The 21,359-nt window shown below is 50.3% G+C and carries 15 protein-coding genes; 14 read left to right on the top strand and 1 reads right to left on the bottom strand.

Annotated elements, in window-relative coordinates; translation table 11 throughout:
* Positions 1-27: 27 nt before the first annotated feature.
* The 11 genes from ADU23_RS07035 (at position 28) to ADU23_RS06985 (ending at position 13,439) form a co-directional block, all read left to right on the top strand.
* Complete coding sequence (locus ADU23_RS07035) at positions 28-708, top strand: response regulator transcription factor (protein ID WP_053373094.1); 681 nt, start codon at positions 28-30, stop codon at positions 706-708.
* Positions 705-2,081: a sensor histidine kinase gene (locus ADU23_RS07030; RefSeq protein ID WP_053373093.1), complete on the top strand. Its 1,377-nt coding sequence runs from the start codon at positions 705-707 to the stop codon at positions 2,079-2,081. The genes ADU23_RS07035 and ADU23_RS07030 overlap by 4 nt, the downstream gene beginning before the upstream one ends.
* 71 nt (positions 2,082-2,152) lie before the next feature.
* Positions 2,153-4,345, top strand: coding sequence for an MMPL family transporter (locus ADU23_RS07025; RefSeq protein ID WP_063845959.1), 2,193 nt, complete (start codon positions 2,153-2,155; stop codon positions 4,343-4,345).
* A gap of 231 nt (positions 4,346-4,576) precedes the next feature.
* Positions 4,577-5,467 (top strand): AraC family transcriptional regulator, encoded by an 891-nt coding sequence (locus ADU23_RS07020; protein WP_053373091.1) that lies wholly within the window; start codon positions 4,577-4,579, stop codon positions 5,465-5,467.
* A 119-nt stretch (positions 5,468-5,586) separates the two neighbouring features.
* Positions 5,587-6,540 (top strand): ABC transporter permease, encoded by a 954-nt coding sequence (locus ADU23_RS07015; RefSeq protein WP_053373090.1) that lies wholly within the window; start codon positions 5,587-5,589, stop codon positions 6,538-6,540.
* A 21-nt stretch (positions 6,541-6,561) separates the two neighbouring features.
* The gene (locus tag ADU23_RS07010; protein ID WP_053373089.1) at positions 6,562-7,455 is read left to right on the top strand and encodes a carbohydrate ABC transporter permease; all 894 of its coding nucleotides are present in this window, start codon (positions 6,562-6,564) and stop codon (positions 7,453-7,455) included.
* A gap of 59 nt (positions 7,456-7,514) precedes the next feature.
* Positions 7,515-9,164: an extracellular solute-binding protein gene (locus tag ADU23_RS07005; RefSeq protein ID WP_053373088.1), complete on the top strand. Its 1,650-nt coding sequence runs from the start codon at positions 7,515-7,517 to the stop codon at positions 9,162-9,164.
* A gap of 123 nt (positions 9,165-9,287) precedes the next feature.
* Positions 9,288-10,283 carry a BadF/BadG/BcrA/BcrD ATPase family protein gene (locus ADU23_RS07000; protein WP_053377512.1) on the top strand — a complete coding sequence of 332 codons (996 nt, stop codon included), beginning with the start codon at positions 9,288-9,290 and terminating at the stop codon, positions 10,281-10,283.
* Entirely contained in the window at positions 10,268-11,566 is a 1,299-nt protein-coding gene (locus tag ADU23_RS06995; RefSeq protein ID WP_053373087.1) for a 6-phospho-beta-glucosidase, read from the top strand. Before ADU23_RS07000 ends, ADU23_RS06995 begins: the two co-directional genes overlap by 16 nt.
* Before the next feature lie 567 nt (positions 11,567-12,133).
* Positions 12,134-13,120, top strand: coding sequence for an oxidoreductase (locus tag ADU23_RS06990; protein ID WP_053373086.1), 987 nt, complete (start codon positions 12,134-12,136; stop codon positions 13,118-13,120).
* A gap of 19 nt (positions 13,121-13,139) precedes the next feature.
* Complete coding sequence (locus tag ADU23_RS06985; protein ID WP_053373085.1) at positions 13,140-13,439, top strand: hypothetical protein; 300 nt, start codon at positions 13,140-13,142, stop codon at positions 13,437-13,439.
* Positions 13,440-13,453: 14 nt separating this feature from the next.
* Here the strand turns inward: ADU23_RS06985 and ADU23_RS06980 are convergent, their stop codons facing one another.
* Entirely contained in the window at positions 13,454-13,876 is a 423-nt protein-coding gene (locus tag ADU23_RS06980; protein WP_053373084.1) for a DUF4395 domain-containing protein, read from the bottom strand.
* Between the two features lie 488 nt (positions 13,877-14,364).
* Here ADU23_RS06980 and ADU23_RS06975 point away from each other — a divergent pair, with 488 nt between their 5' ends.
* From ADU23_RS06975 to ADU23_RS06965, 3 genes are read left to right on the top strand one after another with little or no spacing between them, the layout of a single operon-like run.
* Entirely contained in the window at positions 14,365-16,983 is a 2,619-nt protein-coding gene (locus ADU23_RS06975; RefSeq protein ID WP_053373083.1) for an SLC13 family permease, read from the top strand.
* Between the two features lie 25 nt (positions 16,984-17,008).
* Positions 17,009-18,772, top strand: coding sequence for a CHASE2 domain-containing protein (locus ADU23_RS06970; protein WP_053373082.1), 1,764 nt, complete (start codon positions 17,009-17,011; stop codon positions 18,770-18,772).
* Positions 18,769-21,342 (top strand): FecR family protein, encoded by a 2,574-nt coding sequence (locus tag ADU23_RS06965; protein ID WP_053373081.1) that lies wholly within the window; start codon positions 18,769-18,771, stop codon positions 21,340-21,342. Before ADU23_RS06970 ends, ADU23_RS06965 begins: the two co-directional genes overlap by 4 nt.
* Positions 21,343-21,359: the final 17 nt, after the last annotated feature.

Here is a 21,359-nt window from a genome sequence, read left to right as displayed (position 1 = left end):
TATCAATAACAGGACTGGAGCCATCCAATGAGAATGCATGTATTAATTGTTGATGACGATCCATCGATTCGAGAACTGCTTCGATTTGTATTGGGGAAGGACGGGTATGTCGTGCTTGAGGCTGAAAATGGACAAGCTGCCTCCCGTCTGCTTGAGAATGAGCAGGTTCATCTTGCTGTCGTGGATATTATGATGCCGGGCATGAACGGATTTGAGCTATGCCGTGAAATAAGAGAGCATTATGACATCCCCGTCATTATGCTCACGGCTAAAGCGGAGATGGAGGATAAGGAGCAGGGCTTTGATTCCGGGACCGACGATTATTTGACGAAGCCGTTTGATCCGAAGGAGCTGTTGTTCCGAATGAAGGCTTTGCTTCGCCGTTATCGCCTTGTGTCGTCTGAGGTCATTCGGCTTGGACATGTATCGATCGACCGCAAAGGCTATGAAATCAAAGTAGGCGATGAGTTGATTACGCTGCCGCTGCGGGAATTTGAGCTGCTGTCGCAGCTCGCGAGCCATCCGGGGCGCATTTATACGAGAGAGCAGCTGATTCAGCTCATTTGGAGCGCGGACTTCAAGGGCGATAGCCGGACAGTCGATGTGCATATCAAACGGCTGCGTGAGCGCTTCGCGGACAACCAGGATGATTTTACAATCACGACTATTCGCGGGCTTGGCTATAAGCTGGAGGTGCGCGAGGGATGAAATCCTTATATGTGCGAATTGTGTTCACGTTTGTCATGGTCGCTATGATCAGCGGCATTCTGGGGCTGATGTTAACCGGACTGTATTATCAAAATAACCAGCAAAGCAGCAACGAACAAAAAATGATCGATATCGCGCAAAATATTAAGGTCCAGTATGAGCAAAATCCGCAAATGGATCTGAACGCTTATTTGACGCATATCGCGGCGCTTGGCTTTCAAATCTATTTGGCTCGCGCGGATAAGCAGGGACAAGCATACGGCTCGCCCTTTAAGCATGGGAAGCTGACGGAGCAGCAAATCCAAGCTGTAATAGGCGGCGCCATTTACCGCGGCATGGAGGAGCAGAAGGACCGGCTGCAGCTGTTCTCTTATTTTAAAAATAGTTTGCTGAACACGGCAGGCCTGCCCATCGAGACGAAGGAGGGCATGGCAGCGTTGTTTATCCGGCCTGACCTGCAGCAGCAGATTGGGGAAATTCGCATTATTGCCGCGATATTAATCGGCCTCACCTTCATGATCAGCTTGGTGCTTATCGTTATATTGTCGCGGCTCATCGTGAGGCCGGTAAATGTTCTGACGAAAGCGACAAAACAAATCGTAGCCGGTGATTTTGACGCGGGGCTTCAGCTGTCCCGAAAGGATGAAATCGGCGAATTAGCGCGCAACTTCTCGGTCATGACACGTGAGATCAAGCAGCTTGACCAGATGCGGCAGGAGTTTGTCTCCAACGTCTCGCATGAGTTCCAAACTCCGCTTACCTCGATTCAGGGCCTGGCTCGGGCCGTGCTTGATAAGGAGACGACGGCGGAGCAGACGGAGAGTTATTTGACGATCATCGAGAAAGAAAGCAAGCGTCTATCGGCTATGAGCAAGCAGCTTCTAACGTTAGCCGCGCTGGATAAGGAAAATAAGCCGCTGAATAAGACGACCTTTCGGTTGGATGAGCAGATTCGCCATATTTTAATTACGCTCGAATGGCAGTGGATGGAGAAGGAGCTGCAATGGGAGCTTGACTTGCCTGACACGACTATACATGCCGATCATCAGCTCCTCCACGAAGTATGGCTGAACCTGATCGTAAATAGCATCAAATTTTCCAAGCCGGGACAATCGATTGGCATTACTTTAACGGATTCGGATGCGATTACGGTCGAGATACGCGATTCGGGCATTGGAATAGCGGAGGAGGACCTCCCGCATATATTTGACCGCTTCTATAAAGCGGACAAGGCCCGCGGCCATTCTTCGGCAGGCAGCGGCCTTGGGCTCTCCATCGTTCATAAATTAGTTGCCCTTCATCAAGGCGCGATTCACTTCCAAAGCCAGCCTGCTGCCGGCACGACTGTTACGGTCACGCTTCCGCGTTTGTAATGTTCCGTTCATCATTCGTTCATGTTCCTATTCGATAATGCAGGAGAAGGACAGAATAGGAGGACATGAACATGAACATTAGGCCATTGCAAAAGGTGATTCAATACGTGTGCAGCCCGCGAGGGGCCAAAATAAGCTTGTTATGCTGGGTGCTGCTTGCTATAGCGCTTAGCTTTGCCGCTCCCGGTGCGAAGGAATACGGAGTGAGCGCAGGCGAGGGCAGTGCCAGCGGCAATAATCCGGCACAGCAGGCGCAGCACCTCGTGGATGAGCAATTCCCTTCAGCGGAAGGGCTGCCGGCGCTGCTCGTTTTCCATAATAAACAGACGCTAACAGCCGAGCAGTTGAGTAGCATATCGGGGCTTAGCGAATGGCTTTCTTCGGATTCGAAGCCGGCTAATATAGACAAAGCGATGCCATTTCATAAAATGCCTGCCCCTGCGCAGGAGAAGCTGCTATCCGAAGATCATACGACGCTGCTGCTTCCTGTTACGCTTAAGGAGCATACGGAATCGGATCAAGTGCTGGCTGATCTCGATGCGATCAGAGACAAATGGAAGCTTACCGGCGCTGCGGATGTCCAGCTTGAGCTAACGGGTCCAGCGGCGATCTCCGCTGATACGCTCACGCTCTTCCGCAATGCCGACATCGTATTAATGCTTGCTACGGTCATGCTTATTCTTATTTTGCTCGTTGCGATCTACCGGTCGCCGCTGCTTGCCATTATTCCGCTTGCGGCGGCAGGACTTGTATATGCCGTCGTAGACCGCTTGATCGGGCTTGCGGGCAAAGCAGGCTTGTTCCTCATTGATAAGCAATCGCTATCGATTATGATGATTTTATTATTCGCCGTTATTACCGATTATTGTTTATTCGTATTTTCTCGTTATCGCGAGGAGCTGTTGGGGACGCAGAGCAAATATACGGCGATGGAATCCGCGATGAAGCATGTCTCCGAGCCGATCCTCTTCAGCGGAGGAACGGTGCTGCTTGCGATGCTGGCGTTGTTCGCCGCTACGTTCCAGCCGTACCGCGGGTTTGCGCCGGTGTTTGCGATGGCAGTTGCCGTTATTTTGCTGGCGGGACTAACGCTTGTCCCTGCGGTGTTCGCGCTGCTAGGCCGCAAGGCATTTTGGCCGTTCGTGCCGAAAGCGCAGCCGCTGCCAGTTAGCAAGCACAATCGCAACCGCCTGTGGACAAAAATCGGCGATTTCGTTACGACCAAGCCAAAGCGTGTTGCGGGCATTTTGCTTGTTCTGCTGCTGCTTGCTGCAATCAACAGCGTTGGAGTCAGCTTCTCCTTTAATCTGATGAAATCATTTCCGGAGAAGCTGGGCTCCCGCCAAGGATTCGAGCTGCTGGAGCAGCACTATCCGCCAGGCGAGCTTGCTCCCGTCACGCTGCTGGTGAACAACGCGAAGGATATTGAATCGGATGCTTCATTTGGCAATAAGCTGCGCTCGTTAACCGAGGAAATGCTAAAGCAAGGCGATGTCGCATCCGTAAGCCCGGATATGACCAAGGTTGATGCTGTTCCTTCCGATGCATTGTCGGTAGATAAGCATTCGGTGCGGCTGCAGTTCATTTTGAAAACAAATCCCTATGATCAAGAAGCATTGGATGTTGTGGAGCACTGGCAAAAGGAGAGCGAATCCTTGCTTCGTGCCAGCGGCTTCGATCCGGCGCAGCAGTCGCTGCAATTCGCCGGCCAAACGGCTGAGCAGGTAGACGTCAGGGCGATGAACAAGCAGGATACGCTCGTTGTTTTCGGACTCATTACGCTTCTTATTTTAATTATGCTTGCTTGGCAGACGGGCTCGATCAAGCTAGCTTTATCTATGATGATCACGATTTTATTATCCTATGCAGCAACGCTTGGCTTAAGCTGGGGCGTGTTCCACACCTTGCTTGGCTATGAGACGATCAGCTACCGATTGCCGATGTACAGCTTTGTATTTATGGTTGCGCTTGGCGTCGATTACAACATCATGCTCGTATCAAGAGTGCAGGAGGAGGCAGCCCGTCATCCATGGCGGAAGGCCGTGCAGCTTGCGGTCGCATCAACCGGCGGGGTGATCTCGTCAGCAGGCATTATTCTCGCTGCGACGTTCGCGGTGCTAATGACTCAGCCGCTTCAGGAGCTATTTCTCTTCGGCTTCATGATGGCGCTAGGCATCCTTATCGATACATTCCTCGTTAGAGGCATGCTGCTGCCGGCTTTGATGACTTTATTGCACAAAAAGAAAAATAACGTCGTCTCCTAACTTTATTTCACTAAATAAGTAAATAGACAAAGAGCCTTAGAGTCGTTTCTAAGGCTATTTTTTGCGTTAAGAAAACGCGACTTTTTTGCTGATACCTGATTTTAATGTAAGGTTATTTAACATAAAATGCTGTAACATAGAAAAAACGATTAATTTAGAACAGAAATGATGGTAGATTTGCGTGAAGTAATCAAGAGAATCAGCATAGTTTAAGCAAAAGGAGAGGTTGACATGTCCATGTTGAGAAGCGGTCATATTCCGAGGGAAAAGCTGGAATTAGCGAGACATTATCCTATTCAGGTTGTGGATACGATAGGCGTTACCGCCTACTATCAGAAGCTTCATTGGCATGATGTGCTGGAAATTAACTTCATTAAATCGGGGACGGGCTACTACATCATTAATGGGAAGACGTTTGAGTTCCGGCAAGGCGACATCCTTCTCATAAACTCCAATGATTTGCACTGTGCTTACGAGACGAAGGATTTGGTCATGCAGGTCATATCGTTTGATGCCTCTTGGTTTGTAAGCAGCCAAAGATACGATCCGGAAGTTTTGAGCCCGTTCAAGGAAATGGGCGTGCATTTTACAAATCTGCTTGATCGGGATGAGCCACATATGGAGCACCTTAGAGGACTGCTGCTTGAGCTTCAGGAGGAGCATGACAGGGGCGGCGGCTCCTACGGCTCATTGGTTTATTCCAATATGCTCCGCTTTCTCGCCTACGTAAACCGCTATTTCCGCAGGGAGGGCGTAGGGAGAGGGAAGGACGGCATCAGTGCCGCGCAGCTCGACAAAATGCGGAAAGTCATTTTCGACATGGAACAAAATTTCGCTTATCCATGGACGCTCGAGGAGCTTGCGGGGCTTGTCTATTTAAGTCCTTCGAGGTTCAGCGATCTCTTTCGGCAAGCTGTAGGGACGCCTCCTTTGCTCTATTTGATTCACATTCGGTTGGTCCATGCGGTCAAGCTGCTCGAGTGCAGCGATATGAAAATAACGGATATCGCGCTCGAGTGCGGTTTTCGCAGCCTTTCTAATTTTAATCGCCTATTTAAGAAGCATATCGGCACATCTCCTAAAATATCAAGAAGCCGCACAGGTCGAGAAACAGTAAGATAGTGCCAGTAATCAATCATTTTAGCGGTGAATGAGTGTTTTCAGGAGGCTAAAATAAAGAAATAGTAAATATGTAACACGATAAGTTAATAAATCTAACATGCAAAAAAGGAGAGGGAACCATGCTGCAAACCGATATCCGTACAGAGCAAAATGTGTACAAGCAGACGGGAAGCATTAGACGATTCATAAAACAATGGGATGTTCAACTCATGGTTATACCGGCGATGCTCTTCATTTTTGTATTCAGCTACCTTCCCATGTACGGGGTTCTGATGGCTTTTCAGGACTACAGCATTTTCAAAGGTTTTTTTGACAGCCCTTGGGTCGGCTTTAAACATTTTGAAATGTTTTTTAACGCGCCGGAGTTTTGGACCGTCATGCGGAACACTTTGATTATTAGCCTGCTTAAGCTCGGCGTAGGTTTTCCTGCGCCGATCGTACTCGCATTGATGCTGAACGAAATCAATAACCGCATGTTCAAACGCATCATTCAAACGATCAGCTATTTGCCGCATTTCCTATCTTGGGTTATCGTGTCGGGCTTCGTTGTTTCCTTGCTCTCGACAGACAATGGCAGCTTGAACATCCTGCTCGAGAAGCTGCATCTCATCAAAGAGCCGCTTAACTTCTTGTCCATGCCGGAATATTTCTGGGCGATTCTCGTTACGACGGGCGTGTGGAAGGAAATTGGTTTTGCTTCCATCGTTTATTTGGCCGCTATCGCGGGCATCAATCCTCATTTGTACGAGGCGGCTTCTATCGACGGAGCGAGCAGGGTGAGACAGATCGCTTCGATTACCATTCCATCGATCATGCCCGTTATCGTCGTGTTCTCCATACTAGCTATCGGCGACTTGCTCAATGCCGGCTTCGAGGATATTTTGCTGCTGGCTGGAAATCCGGTGCTGCGCGACGTGAGCGATGTTATCGACACTTATGTGTATAGGGTGGGCATTCAAAATTCCCGATTCTCTTACGCTACGGCTGCCGGCCTCTTTAAAGCAGTTATAAGTATTGGTTTGCTAGCAGGAGCTAACTATTTGGCTCGCCGGTCAGGCAACAGCCTGTGGTAAAGAAAAAGAGGGGGCGACACGATGAAACTATCCTTTAGCGACAAAACGTTTATGACAGTCATCTATTTTTTATTGTTTGTGCTTGGTTTCACTGCCTTCTATCCTTTTTGGAATGCCGCGGTTATCTCGTTTAATGCGGGTACCGATACGATGCAGGGCGGAATTACGTTTTGGCCGCGCGTATTCTCCTTTGAGAATTATGAGGTGGTGTTCAAGGATAAGCGGTTGATCGACGGCTTTATCATTTCCGTTCTTCGAACCGTAGCAGGAACGGTGTCCTCGATTGCCGCAACGGCGATCTTCGCATACGGCATGACAAGGCGCAATTTGGTAGGACGCAAGTTTTATATGATCTTTTGCGTGCTGACGATGTATTTTAGCGGCGGATTAATTCCGAGCTACCTGCTCATTCGCGAGCTGCATCTGATGAATACGTTCTGGGTTATGGTTATTCCCGGCATGATCAGCGTGTGGAACATGATTATTTTCCGGACGTTCTTTATGGGCATTCCGAGCGGGCTGGAGGAATCGGCGCAAATTGACGGCTCCAGCAACTGGGGCATTTTATTCCGCATCGTGCTTCCGCTCTCAGGGCCGGTCATTGCAACGCTGTCGTTGTTCACTGCCGTTTATCACTGGAATGACTGGTTTGCTCCGAGCCTTTATATTTCCAACCTTGATTTGCTGCCTATTCAAACGAAGCTGCAGCAAATATTGAACTCTAATATCATGCTTGAGCAGATGTCGCAAATGGATTCGGCGGCACAGGGCCGCATGAATGCAATGAGGCAGGTAACGACCAAGTCGTTATCCATGGCAACGATGATGGTGGCGACCGTTCCGATTTTGTGCGTGTATCCTTTTGTGCAAAAGTATTTCGTTAAAGGCGTGCTTATTGGTTCATTGAAGGAATAACGAAGGGTTCAAGGCGTTAGCTTTAACCATAGATAAACATGCGGAAGGGAGTTTTGGCGATGACTACATTCAATAAAGCTTTTCAAACAGCGTTGTCAGTCACACTTGTCGTCCTATTGGTATTGACGGGTTGTTCAAGCAACAACAAGGGGGGGGATACCGGAACAGAGGAAGCTGCAAATGGCAAGCAAGAGGAGAGTGCTGCACCTTATGTTTTTGGGGAAAAACCGCTCGAATTTTCGTTCTACGGACATTATGACTGGTATACGATGCCGGCTTGGGGCGAGGATCTAGCGACCAAGTGGATTAAGGACAATAAGAAAGTGAACGTAGTGCCAATCAGCTCTGGAGGCGCTGCTAAGCAAAAGCTGAATACGATGATTGTCTCGCAGGAGCTTCCGGATGTCATTTGGATGGAGCGTGACGCGGACGTGGAGAAGCTGCGCTCGGAAGGCATGCTCGTTCCCTTCGACGATTATTTGGATAAATACCCGAATCTCAAAAAATGGGCCGGCGATGCTACGCTGGACATGCTGCGCTCGCCTGACGGCAAGCTCTATCAGTTCCCGAACTGGTATACGACGCAGCCTAACGGCAATGCGGGTTACTTGGTAAATAAAAAAATCTATGAGGAGCTTGGCTCCCCGAGTCTTGAAACGACGGATGACTTGTTTGCCTATTTGTTGCAAGTGAAGGAGAAATATCCGAACGTTGTTCCTCTGGAAGTAGGGCAAACCGCAGCGGGTATTGATATTCTGGTATCGGCTTTCGCGGAAAATCGTCCTTATACGTACAATGCGATGATGGCTGTACCGTCGGGCGACAAGCTCGTCTCGATCTTTACTGATCCTGTATACCGTGAGTCAATTCAATACGCAAGCAAGCTTTACCGGGAGAAGCTGATTTCTCAGGATTCTTTCACGCAAAAGCTGGAGCAAGTGGAGCAAAAGGTGATTACAGGAAATATAGCGGTATATGCTGCTTCCAGCCCGACGGAATTTGGGGCGAAGGGCAATGCGCTGCTAAAAGCGAAGGACCCTAATGCGGGCTACATTATGGTGTGGCCGGTTCATAAAGCGGGCCTCGACAAAACGAAAATATTCCCTGGCGATTACAAGCAGCTTGGCTGGAACGTGAGCGTAATTACAAAAGCGGCCAAAGATCCGGAAGCGATCTTCGCATTCCTGGATTGGTTCACTGGTCCGGAAGGACAGCGTACGATTATGTGGGGGCCTGAAGGTTTGTATTGGGATGGCACGGATAGCGATGAAGCGCCGTTGTTCACGGATAAATTTACGGGCGATGTTGAAGGCCGCGAGGCTTTGATGGCATCTACGGTCAACTTCCAGTGGAACGGAAATACGGTTTATGTGGATAAATCGAAAATGAAATTTGAATCGACGCTTCCAGCGGAAAAACGCAGCTGGGAGACGTACTGGCAATCCGAGATCACATGGAAAACGCAGTACGATACGACTGAGTTCGTTAACTTAGACCCTGCAGGCGATACGGATGAGGGCATTGCAGCCCAAAGTGTGCTCGATATTTACGAGAAGGCAAGAGCTGCGGCTATTATGAACGCAAAATCGGACGAGGAAGTAAATAGCATTTTGGACAAGGCTGAGGAAAATGCGATGAAAGTCGGTTACGAGAAGCTGTTGCAATACAAAACGGCTAAATGGCAAGAAAATGTAAGCAAGCTGAAATAAAGCGGCGGGAGATTTATCGGGTACGATAGTCACATTTTGCAGCAGCGGTTGGGAGGCCGTGTCGTTTCTATTGGGAAGCGGGGCGGCCTTCAAAACCAAGCGTCTACATGGGAGCGATATTATTTGACCTATTATTTGGGAGTCGATGGCGGAGGCAGCAAGACGATAGCTGTAGTATCCGATGAAGCGGGACGCGTTATCGGCGTTGGCGAAAGCGGCTGCGGCAATCATCAAATCGGCGTGGAGCTGGCGAGAGGCAATATTCAGAGCGCCGTCATTCAAGCTTTGAGACAAGCAGAGGTAAATAAGGAAGATATCGCGTATGCGGTATTTGGACTGGCTGGCGCTGACCGCGAGGCAGACTTTCAAGTTTTGCGGCCGATGATCGCGAAGCTGGGCTTTGAAAACCATGACATTGTATGCGATACGGTAATCGGTCTGCGTGCAGGCACGAAACAATCGGATGGAGTCGTGGTCATTTGCGGCAGCGGGACGAACAGCTTTGGCGTTAATCGGCAAGGCGAGAGCGTGCAATGCGGCGGATTTGGCTATGCTTTTGGCGATTTTGGCGGAGGGAGCGGGCTGGCGGTCGAGGTGTTTAGATCGGTCATTCGTTCATGGGAGGGCCGTGAGCAAGAGACTTTGCTTACGGGCTTAACTCTCCAGATGCTGGGTTATGATTCGGTTGAGCCGATGTACAACGATTATTTGGATCATGGCAAAACGATTCCGCATTTGCTCGCGAAGCTGCTTTTTGAAGCGGCAGAGGGCGGGGACGTAGTTGCGAAGGGTATTTTGCAGCGGCAGGGTGAAGAGCTTGGCAAGGCGGCAAGTGCGATTATTCGGAAGCTGTCGATGCAATCCGATGTGTTTGACCTCGTCATGGTTGGAAGCGTGCTGACCCGTGGAGATAGCAGCTACATCGCACCTTTTATCGAGCAGCAGGTCCAGAAGGAAGCCGCTGGCTGCAGCTTAACCGTACTGGCGATGGAGCCTGTGGCAGGCGCTATTTTACTCGCTATGGATAAAACAGAAATGACAATTGAAGAGTCTGTGTATGCTTGCTTGCATGAATGCTTATCGGTGAAGGAGGCTCCCGTAGAATGGGCGCTCGATTAAAAGTAGTCGTTATTGGCGGTGGATCATCCTATACGCCTGAGTTAATTGAAGGCTTTATTCTGAATTATTCAACTTTTCCTGTAACGGAAATTGTCTTGGTGGACATTCCGGCAGGACGCCATAAGCTGGCTATCGTGGGTCAATTGGCGATCCGCATGATCGAAAAATCAGGCTTGCCGATTGCGCTGCGTTTAACGCTGGATAGACGCTCCGAGCTTGCAGGCGCTGATTTTGTAACGACGCAAATGCGTGTCGGACGGTTGGAAGCCCGCGGCTGGGATGAGACTATTCCGCTGAAATACAACATGATCGGGCAGGAGACGACCGGCGCTGGCGGCATGATGAAGGCTTTGCGCACAATACCTGTACTGCTGGATATTTGCAAGGATATGGAGGAGCTTTGCCCGGATGCTTGGCTGCTTAATTTTACGAACCCTGCGGGCATGGTTACCGAAGCGATCAATAAATACTCGAGCATTAAATCGATTGGTTTGTGCAATTCACCCATAGCGGCGTACAAATGGTTAACAGCCTTGTACCAAGTGCCTGTTGAAAGCATCTATTGCGAATTTGCGGGCTTGAATCACTTGCACTGGATCAGCACGATTACCGTTAACGGTGAATCCAAGCTTGAAGAGCTGCTGAACGATCAAGACGGCTACTCAGCCAAGAATGTCCCGCAATATGCATGGAACGGCAGCTTGCTTCGCTCCTTGGGAGCCATTCCATCCTATTATTTAAAATATTTTTATTTGCAGCGTGAGATTTTGGCTGAGCAGCAGACGGCTGCTGCACGTGGAGAGACGCGGGCCGAGACGGTGAAGCGGCTTGAGGATGAGCTGTTTGAAATCTATAAAGACCCGAATTTATCCGAGAAGCCGAAGCAGCTAGAGCAGCGCGGCGGTGCCTACTACTCGGAGGCGGCTGTGAAGTTGATGAACTCGCTGTATAACGACAGCGGAGATATCCAAACCTTGAACGTGCCTAACCAGGGCGTGCTGGACTTCCTGCCGGATGATGCATGCATTGAAGTAAACTGCATCGTCACGAAGGAGGGGCCCATTGCTCAGCCGGTCGCCATCGTGCCTGCAGCTGCCAAAGGGCTCATTCATGCCGTGAAGGTATATGAGCAGCTGGCGATTGAGGCGGCGGTTACCGGCAATAGGGACACTGCGCTGCTGGCGCTGGCGCATCATCCGCTCGTGGATTCAACGAATGACGCACAGCGCATGCTGGATGAAATGCTTGAGCGGAACAAGGCTTATCTGCCGCAGTTTTACTAAAGAAGTAGGAGGACGTACCGTAGCTGCTGAGCTGCCGGGACGTCCTTTTTTGCGCTCAAATAGCGATGTCGCAATCCTCGGCAATAACTGTTACTGTAGAGGGTAAGAAGAGAAAAAACGCAGCTTATTTCAATCCTTTGCGCTTGCTGTAATCGGGTGCAAGCTAGCCTTGGCAGGAGGCTGCTAGAGTGGACTCTGTTGGTTTATAATGACAAGAGTCAGCTGAATTTGAGTAGTGCATTTAGGTGGCGGCTTTGCTCGTAATGGATTGAATTCGAACGAGCCATTGCTATATGGCATAGAAGCTTGAAGGGGAACCATGACGCTTAAGAAAGCGTGCCGGGGCTCATGCTGTCGAATGGTGTCATTTAGTATTACTTGGTGTTACCGCCTTTCCCGATTCGATTTGCGGCGGTAGAGAATCGTCACAAGACTACCTGATCCGAACGAGTTGAAGGCATAGATCAATCGTTAACGAAAAATGAAAAGTGAGCTTATTTCAGAAGGCGGCTGCTATATGGCTCACAGATTTTTTAATATCATTAAATCCTAAATGGAGGTGCTTGAATGTCAACTTTCAGAGCGCTTGTAATCGATAAAAGGCATAACGAGATTGTTGCGGAAACGAAGCAACTGGAGATCGATGATTTGCCGGAGGGCGAGCTGCTCATTCAGGTCGCGTATTCCAGCGTTAATTATAAGGATGCTTTGGCTTGCAGTGCGAATGGAGGCGTCGTAAAGAGCTATCCGATTGTTCCGGGGATTGATTTGGCGGGTACGGTCATCGCAAGCGAAAATGAGCGATTTCAAGCCGGGGACCAGATCGTGGTAACGGGATACGGTCTTGGTGTTAGCCACTACGGCGGATTTAGCGAATACGCACGGGTGCCAGCAGCGTGGGCGCTTAAGCTGCCGAGCGGCTTGTCGATGAAAGAAGCGATGATTATTGGGACAGCGGGCTTTACTGCCGCTTTATCTGTGTACGAGCTTCAGCAAAATGGCGTTCGTCCAGAGGATGGGCCGATTCTGGTTACGGGAGCTACGGGAGGCGTAGGCAGCGTGGCTGCTGCGATAGCGGCAAAGCTCGGCTACGAGGTGGCGGCGAGTACCGGAAAAGCGGACAAGCATGAATATTTGCGCGGGCTTGGCGTGAAGCGCATTCTCGCAAGGGAGGAGCTTGCGGTTGATTCGCAGCGTGCGCTGGATAAGCAGCTGTGGGCAGGCGCGATCGATTGTGTCGGCGGCAAGACGCTGTCTTCGCTCCTGCCTCAGATCCAATACGGCGGCGTCGTTGCCGCGAGCGGTTTAACAGGCGGTTCGGAGCTCTCGATGACGGTATTTCCTTTTATCATAAGAGGTATCAGATTGATCGGCATTGACTCGGTTATGGCAGGCATGGAGAAGCGGAGCAAGGCGTGGGAGCTGCTGGCCGGAGACTATAAGCCGCCTATGCTGGATGAGCTGTGCGAGGAAATTGGGCTGGAGCAGGTAATCGGGCAGGCGGGCATTCTTTTAAAAGGGCAGTCTAAAGGCAGAACGATTGTTAGGCTCTAAAAGAACGGGTTAGACGAACATGGATTTTCAACAGCTCATTATGCTTATAGCTTGGCTGGAACTTCATGTCCATCATGTCTCGCAGCAGCTTGTGCTTAAGGCGGATCAGCATGCGCTTCTTATCGTTAGGCGCGGTCACATTACGGTGAAGACGGAGGGGGGACGCGGTCGTCTGCTCGCAGGACTGCGCGTGTCATCCTCTCCGGAGCATGTACAGCATCGAGGTGCCGAAGACCGAAAGAGGCGGAGTACGGCGAAGAGGCTGACGAGCCTCTTCGCTTTCGGCTGCGGCTTATCTGGAGCGGATAATCGGCATTAGAAGAAGCGGAATAGCTAGCTTCTTCTTAATCGGCGTGCGCGGAATTGCTTGAACTGAAAATAGATGGTGCAGCCGATGCAAAAACCGAGGATGGCGGCAAGCGCGGCGGCTCCCATCATGCCAGCAAAGATATAACCGGCTACGGACCAGCCGAGCGCAAGGCTAAGCAGCGACAAGGTGAGAAACCCTACACCGAGTGAGTTGTTAAAGCGCTGCAGCTCGGCTGCTTCTGTTTGTGCATTTGCTATTCGTCCGCCAAGAAAAGGACGGGCGACAATAATAAACAAGTTTGCTTTTGGTCCATAAATCAAACCGGCGACCTGAACAACCCAAAGCGCGGCGATGAGCCAAGGCAATTGCAGGGCAATCGCGATCAGGAGTACGGCGACGATACCGGCTTGATTGCTGCGAACGTACGGAATCGGAATCTCCTTCATTTATCAAAACCAACTTTCCTTATTGGATTTATTTAATTTAATAGTAGAGAATTTAAGGCTGTTTGGCAATAGACAATATGCGAAGAGCTGAGGCGGTCTCCTTGCGATTATAGGATAACCTGGCATATCAACAAATATTTTGTTAACGCTTACATAAAGGATTGTAATGACGTTAAGCTTTTATTTGATTAAATACTAATGACGTATCCAGCAGGCCGCTTGTTCTGCCCGAGCAGGCAATTGTTGTTGCGCAAATTTTAGAGCCTATCTATCAGTCGGCGGAGACAGGGAAAGAAGTATATTTGTAATCTTGGAATCAGAGGCGTCTCTTTGTGAGGCGTCTTTTTTGTTGTCTATCTTTCTGCCAGAAAAGCAAAAAAATATAATTAGATAACTTTCGACAACTATCTATTATTTTCAATCTTCATATATAATAGATTCATATAACTTTAGAACTAATTTCCCTTAAGTAAGAGGTAGATTAATCAGTGAACCTGACGGGCATAGAGATGTTTAAGGGGCTCTCCAATATAGAGCTCGCAAAGCTGCTTGGCATGCTGGAGAAGCGGGAAATAGCTGCCGGAACGAGGTTGTTCCGGCAGGGTGATCTCGGCGATCAAATGTATATTATTGAACGCGGCTCGATTGAGCTTTTTTCTAGTGCGGATAATAGCGCCAGACGGTCGCTTGCTGAGCTTGGAGCAGGCGAGGTCTTTGGAGAAATGGCGCTGCTTACTGGCGAGACAAGGTCTGCGGAAGCGGTTGCTGCGGAGGACGCGGTGTTATATGTCATCGACGGCAAGACCTTCGACCGCCTTGTTGCGGAAAATGCTATATTCTCGGCTTATTTCATCAAGCTGTTATCGCAACGATTAATTGCGACGAACGGCCGGCTTCAGGCTGCCAAAAAAACAGAGTCGGAGCGTATCGCTGACGAGCTGGCGCAGCTGGGCGAGACGGCGGCCCGATTTTTGCTGTGGTGCGCGCATGTTCCTTTAGTTAGCAAGGAGCTGGCGGAGCACGCTTTTCAATTTTCGCTGGACAAAGAGCTGGCTGCTTCCCCTTTCCTCGCTTCATGCTTTCAAGAAAACCCTCTTGCTTCCGAATGGCTGACCCTAGTAAACGGACTGAAACCAGTACTAAATGACATAAGCAAGGAACAACACGGCTATGAGGAAATGGGACTTTGGATCGAGAAGGCGATAGCTTGGTATGCGTCACGGGGCAAATGGGTCGCTTTTATTATTATCCAAGGGGAAAAAGGGAACTGGCCAATAGCGCTCGATACTTACGCCCGCGTAGAGGGAACGGTGTCAGACCGGCTGCGTGCGGAGCTTTTTCGAACGATTAACCGCTGTCCCATAGAGCAGCTTGCTTATAACTACCCTGTTTTGAAAACTTATTTGCCTTATTGCGAGAAAAATGCGCCTGAGATCGGGCTTGCTGTCGTGGAAGCAGCCTTAAACCATACGAAGGCTTTCCGGCCGAGCGAGCTATTGTTTTTGTATGAGCGTGCGACGGAGCTTTGCCGGCTCGCCGGCAAGAAGAGCCAGGCGCTTGAATATTTGAAGCAAGCGGATGCTTTGGCAAGCACGCTGTCCAATCGGATTGGCGACGCAATGAGCGACGACCGCGCTTATGATTTAGCCAAGCAAAAGCTTGCCAGAAAACGAAGCGAGCTGCTCGTTCAGGGTGCAGGAAGATTGTTGAAGGGAAATCGAGCTGCCGAAGTGACGGCGGTCATTGCTGCCTTGCTTTGCATCTTGCTGTCATTCGTAATGGACCCGATTGGGGGGTTGTCGGAGGCAGGCATGCGCTTTATCGGCATTGCTGTTGCTGCCGTTATGATGTGGATCGTGCCGATTTTGCCGGACTATGTCGTTGCGCTTGGCATGATTATGCTTTGGGTGCTTGGCGGCGTTGCATCGCCGGAGACGGCATTGTCGGGCTTTGCTTCCTCTTCTTGGTTATTTATGATTTGCATTATGGCGATAAGTGCGGTCATTACGAAATCCGGGATTTCGTACCGCTTTGCCCTTCATGCGCTGAGGCGTTTCCCCGCCCATTACCGCGGCCAGCTTTGGGGTATTGTGGCGGGAGGGGCGCTGCTTAATCCGCTGCTCCCCTCCTCCTCGGCAAAGGTTTCGCTGGGCGTTCCAATGGCGCAAACGCTGGCTGAGTCGCTTGGCTTCGGGGAGAAAAGCAAAGGCTCTGCCGGACTTGGACTAGTCGCCATGATTTTCTTCGGATTTACCGCTCCGTTTGTCATGACCGGCTCCTATACCAACGTGATGGCTTATGGGCTTGCCTCGGCGCAGCGATCGGTGTCATGGCTGCAATGGTTTTTGTACGCGCTGCCGGCGTTCGTTATTTTTGGCGGCGTGCTGCTTGCCATTCTTTTCTTTATGTTCCGTAGAGTTGAGCCTTCCAAAATCGTAACGGGAGAAGTGCTGGATGAGCAGCTCCGGCTGCTTGGACCGTTTACGAAGGATGAGCGGGTATCGCTATGGACGATCATTTGCTGCATAGGGCTCATGATACTCCAGCCGCTGCACGGCATCGAAAGCACTTGGATTATGCTTCTCGGCTTTGCCGCATTAGTCGTTAGCGGGGTGCTCGATAAGCAGACGGTTTCGACTGGAATCGACTGGACCTTCCTGCTGTTTCTTGGAGCGGCATTCAGCTTTGCGGGTGTTGCCGAACAACTCGGCATAGCGGAGCTGCTATCCTCTTTGCTCGGAGAGCATATGTCGTTCTTCATTGCCTCGCCATCTTTGTTTCTTGCCGCAGTAATCGTGGTTTCGTTCGTGGTGACGCTCGTCATTCGCGATGACCCGGCTGTTATTTTGCTAGTAACCGCCATTATTCCTCTAGGAGAAGCGATAGGCATTCATCCGTGGGTGCTTGTCTTTATTATATTGCTAGCCACCGACCCATTCTTCTTTGCTTATCAATCGCCTACCTATTTAACTGCCTATTACAGCACAGAAGGCAAAGCATTCACCCATCGGCAAGCGCAAAAGGTTGCTTTGGGCTACGGTCTCGCCGTTTTGCTCGTAGCCATTCTCTGCGTACCGTATTGGAAGTGGCTTCATCTCATTTCTTAAGGACATACGTGAAGGGGGGGATATTGTGAAAATAAAGCTCGTACATATGATAGCGCTGCTGACAGCGCTGGCGGTATTCCTCATGTATAGGGGAACGCTCGATACGATGGATTATTTTTTCCAGGATCGATTTATGCAGAAGGAGAGCGCAGCCGATACCCGGATTGCGATTATCGCCATTGACGACGAGAGCGTTAACGATTTTGGAAGCTGGCCGTGGAATCGCAGCGTGCACGCACAGCTGGTTGATACGCTCGCGGAAGGAGAGCCTGCGGTCATTGCTTTTGACGTCACTTTTCCGGCGTCGTCAGCTGACGATCCTTCCTCTGATGAGGCGCTCATAGCAGCAGTGTCGAATGCGGGCAACGTGGTCATGCCTGTCATCGGCACCTTTGCTTCATCTGCTAAGCAGGGGACTATTGCGGCGCTGAGCATATCGGAGCCGTTTCCGGCGCTTAAGGAGGCGGCCGCAGCGGTTGGGCATATCAATACGATTCCGGATCGCGACCGAGTCGTGCGCAAATCGTTATATAGCTTTGCAAACAACGGAGAGGATGTCGAAAGCTTTTCCTGGACGATTTACAAAATGTTTATGGAGCGCTCAGGCAAGCAAGTGAATGCGAATATGCTCCCGCTCGATGCGTTCGGACAGTTCCATATTCCGTATACAGGACGGCCGGGGCAGTATGAAGCGATTCCTTATTCAGCCGTTCTTGGCGGCGAGGTGCCTGCGGATTATTTTAAGGACCGCATCGTGTTGATTGGTCCCTACGCGACGGGGTTTAAGGATGATTACCCTACTCCGCTGCAGGTAAAGAGTCTTATGTATGGGGTGGAGATACACGCGAATATTATTCAGGCGCTGCTCGAGGGTGATCTCAAGCAGGAGCTGGATTGGAAATGGAATGCGCTTATCCTGCTGATTGCCGCCGCGCTCGCTTACTTCCTGTTTCGAAAATGGAATATGGCGATTTCCTTTTTGTCCGTTACAGCTATTATTGCGTTGTTCGTTATCGGGAGCAGCTATTTATACGCCCAAGGTTATATCGTTTCGATTGGTTACGTCGTGCCGCTGCTCATTATAAGCTGCATTGTCGTCGTAGGCTTCCACTATGTGGAGGAGCTGCTGGAGCGGCGCAGAGTGACTGATATATTTGGCAGATATGTTGCGCCGGAGGTTGTGAACCAGATTTTGAAAAACGGCGAGGAAGGCTTGAAGCTGGGCGGGACGCGCCGTGAGCTGACCGTGCTATTCGTTGATATCCGCGGCTTTACGCCTCTCTCGGAGAAGGCGGAGCCGGAGGAAATCGTTGAAATTTTAAATGAGTATCTCGATCTTGCGGCTAACTGCATCTTTAAGTTTGACGGTACGCTGGACAAATTTATTGGGGACGCGGCGATGGCTATTTTTAACGCGCCGCTGCTCCTGGAGGATCATCCGATGCGGGCTGTGGAAGCGGCCTGGGCGATGAAGGAAGGCTCGGCTGCGCTAGAGCGCAAGCTGGTCGAACGGTTTGGGTTTGGCGTTAAGTTTGGCCTTGGCATTCATACGGGCCCAGCCGTCTTTGGCAACATTGGCTCGAGGAGCCGGATGGACTATACCGCAATAGGCGACACCGTCAATACGGCGGCAAGGCTGGAGAGCAACGCAAAGCCTGGGCAGATTATTTTGAGCGATGCGGTATATCAGGCCGTTAAGGATCGGGCGGAGGCTCGGTCGCTTGGCGAAATCAAGGTCAAAGGGAAAGAGCAAGGCATATTAATCTATGAATTGGAGGGGTTAAAATGAAGACTTTCAAGCTGTTTGTCGTGACCTTGCTCGTCATGGGTCTTATTTTGCCGGCTTCCGTCTTTGCGAAGGATACGGATAAGGCGGGCAAAATTACGCTTGTCGACGGCAAAGCGGAAGTGAAAAAGGGCGGCGGCTCCAAAAAGTTTAATGCTTTTAAGGGGATGGCCATAACGAAAGGCGACACCATTACGACCGGCAGTGACGGCAAAGTGACGATGGATTTGGATAGCGATAAAGTGGTAACGATCGGCACCGATACAACACTGGTTATCAGTGAGCTGGTTAAGAGCGCCAAGGCGCTGGGCGGCAAGACAAGCCTCAGCCTGCTAAAGGGAAAGGTGCTTGTTTCGATTAAGAAGAAGCTTGATGGAGACTCCAGGTTCGAGATCGAGACGCCTACCGCGATTATGGGCGTAATGGGCACGCAGTTTACGGTTGAATACGAGGATGACGCAAGCTACGTCGGCGTATTCGAGGGCGCAGTAAAAACGAAGCATGGCGATGCGCTTAAGGATGAGACAATCGTTAATCCGAATGAGCAGCTGCCGCTAGACGGAGAGGGCGCAGGAGAAAAAGAGAAGCTGGATTATCGCGATCTTCCGTTAGTGGGCTTGGAGCATTACCTTCAGCTGCTTGAGAAGGACGCTAAAGCGGATAAAACATTGATTAATGAAGTAAAGCAATGGATGGCTGTGAAGAAGCAGGAGGAAGCAGCCGAGGCCTCCAAGCCTGCTGGAGGCGCTTCATCCAACAGTACGATTGTCTACGAGGATAAGTCGGGACAATCGAGCGGTGGTGGCGGGGGTGGAGTGACGCCAACCACGTCACCGACGCCGACCGCGTCACCGACGCCAACCACGTCACCGACGCCGACCGCGTCGCCGACGCCGACCGCGTCACCGACGCCAACCGCGTCGCCGGAGCCAACCGCGTCGCCGACGCCAACCGCGTCGCCGGAGCCAACCGTGTCACCGACGCCAACCGCGTCACCGACGCCAACCGCGTCGCCGACGCCAATCGCGTCGCCGACGCCGACCGCGTCACCGACGCCAACGGCGTCACCGACGCCTGTTCCAGAACCGCCGGTATTCGATACGAATGCTTTTTACTTTGATCTTTACTCTTACATGATAGATAATAAAACGTTTATTTTGCCGTTTACGACAGCACTGGCCTATAACGGTCCTCATTCGGAGTTCCCTGCAAAAGGATCAGGCGTCGTGAAAATCGAACGATTTGAAACGGAAACGGAATTAAGTGAAATGATAGATACCATTGAATCAGTCCGCATCGATCCGGTACATTCCAATCGATTGATTGTTGCCTTATCCGAGCCTATTCCATATGGTTCTGAAATTCGAATCTCGGTACTGGAAGACCAGCTGAAAAACGCAGAAACCGGTGATATCCAATCGGATGAACAAATAACGGATAGGGAGCCTGGACAAGGGTTTGTTTTCAAACTTGAGGATGTAAGTGAGCCGATTATTTACAGGCACGCGGCGGCTTCGGAAGAACCTAGCCGAATCGTGACGTTTTCTGCGCTCGGTTACTATTCAGCCGAAGACCTTGACATTACATTAAGAAGCGTTTGTCCGGGCAATGGGGATGAGGAAGGGTTGCCGTTTGGTTTGGATGAAAGGCCTGAATGCAACCCGTTCCTTGAATATAATTTGAATGATGTCATCCACATGAGAGTCGATAATGGCATCGTGTCCGTTACGCTGAAAGCATCGTATTTTAACGCGGATTATGTAGATCCGGGCATGTACCAATTACGAATCACATTTACAGATGATGAAGAAGTCCATGCTGACATTTATGTGAATGTAGCGGAATCAACGGCACCAATAATTCTTAGCGACCAAGCATATATGACAGATGCTTATACATTAATCTTGCCTTTTAGCAGCAGTCTTCAAATGACTTCTAACTATACCGATCCAGTCGACACCATGGTGGTCAGCGTTTATCCCGGCGAATCTGAGGGGCCATATAATCCGATAGTCGGAGAAGGCGGAGAGACGAGCTTGCCGCCGCTTAACATCGCGAGAGTAGCGAGCGTGGTCATTGATGAGGATCATCCGAAGGAGCTAATCGTTACGCTGTTGGATGCTGTTCCATACGGCTCTACAGTAGGTGTCATTGTTCAACCGGACAGCTGGGAAAACGCAGAAACTCAAGTAGTGCAGGACAGGGCGCAAGTTGTTTTCTATTCCTATCTGGCTCAAATATCAGACCATTTCGTCGTATTTAAAAAAACGGACGAAGAAATGGCTGACGTGGCGCTGACATTGAATGCGTCTGGATTTGACGTTGGGCGGTTAAGCCTCTCTAAGTTTTGCGGCGAGAATGATGAGAGCTGTAATGGATTCGAAGCCCCTTATAAAATGGAAGGGCAAGCTTACGAGCTGACGGGGACCGGCATTAACCGGACTCTCGTCCTTAAGGCGAACTATTTCAAAGACGTGCCAATGGGAATGTACGAGCTTAGTATTCCGATTTTAAAAAATGAAGAACAGATAGATGAGCTCATCATAGAAATTTTGGTTATTGTATGGCTTTAAATCGTAAAAAGAGAAAG

The sequence above is a fragment of the Paenibacillus sp. FJAT-27812 genome, assembly GCF_001273905.1.
In the GTDB taxonomy this organism is placed as follows: domain Bacteria; phylum Bacillota; class Bacilli; order Paenibacillales; family Paenibacillaceae; genus Pristimantibacillus.
The sequence above is the reverse complement of the archived record's forward strand: the minus strand, read 5'-3'. Positions and strand labels throughout refer to the sequence as shown.